Origin of the sequence: Micromonospora sp. DT231, assembly GCF_049847025.1 — a bacterium.
Taxonomy (GTDB): Bacteria; Actinomycetota; Actinomycetes; order Mycobacteriales; family Micromonosporaceae; genus Micromonospora.
The window spans coordinates 1-338 of the sequence record NZ_JBNCNO010000048.1; the positions used below are offsets into that span (position 1 = coordinate 1).

Annotated in this window: 1 protein-coding gene; it reads left to right on the forward strand. The window is 69.8% G+C overall.

Annotated features, from left to right (window positions below; genetic code table 11):
- Nucleotides 1-338, forward strand: a 338-nt coding sequence (locus tag ACPXBU_RS34855) for a GDP-mannose 4,6-dehydratase (RefSeq protein ID WP_425761405.1), incomplete at both ends; no start/stop codon positions are given.

A 338-nucleotide genomic window follows, 5' to 3' on the forward strand; every position in this document is an offset into this window, starting at 1 on the left:
GACGGCGGCACCGTCCCCCTCTACGGCGACGGCGCCAACATCCGCGACTGGCTGCACGTGCACGACCACTGCCGCGGGATCGCCCTGGTCCAGCAGAAGGGCCGCGCCGGCGAGGTCTACAACATCGGCGGCGGCACCGAGCTGACGAACAAGGAACTCACCGGCCGACTCCTCGACGCCTGCGACGCCGACTGGGACCGCGTCATCCCGGTCACCGACCGCAAGGGCCACGACCGCCGCTACTCCCTCGACATCACCAAGATCCACAACGAGCTCGGCTACACCCCCAGCATCACCCTCGACGCCGGCCTCGCCGACACCGTCACCTGGTACCGCGA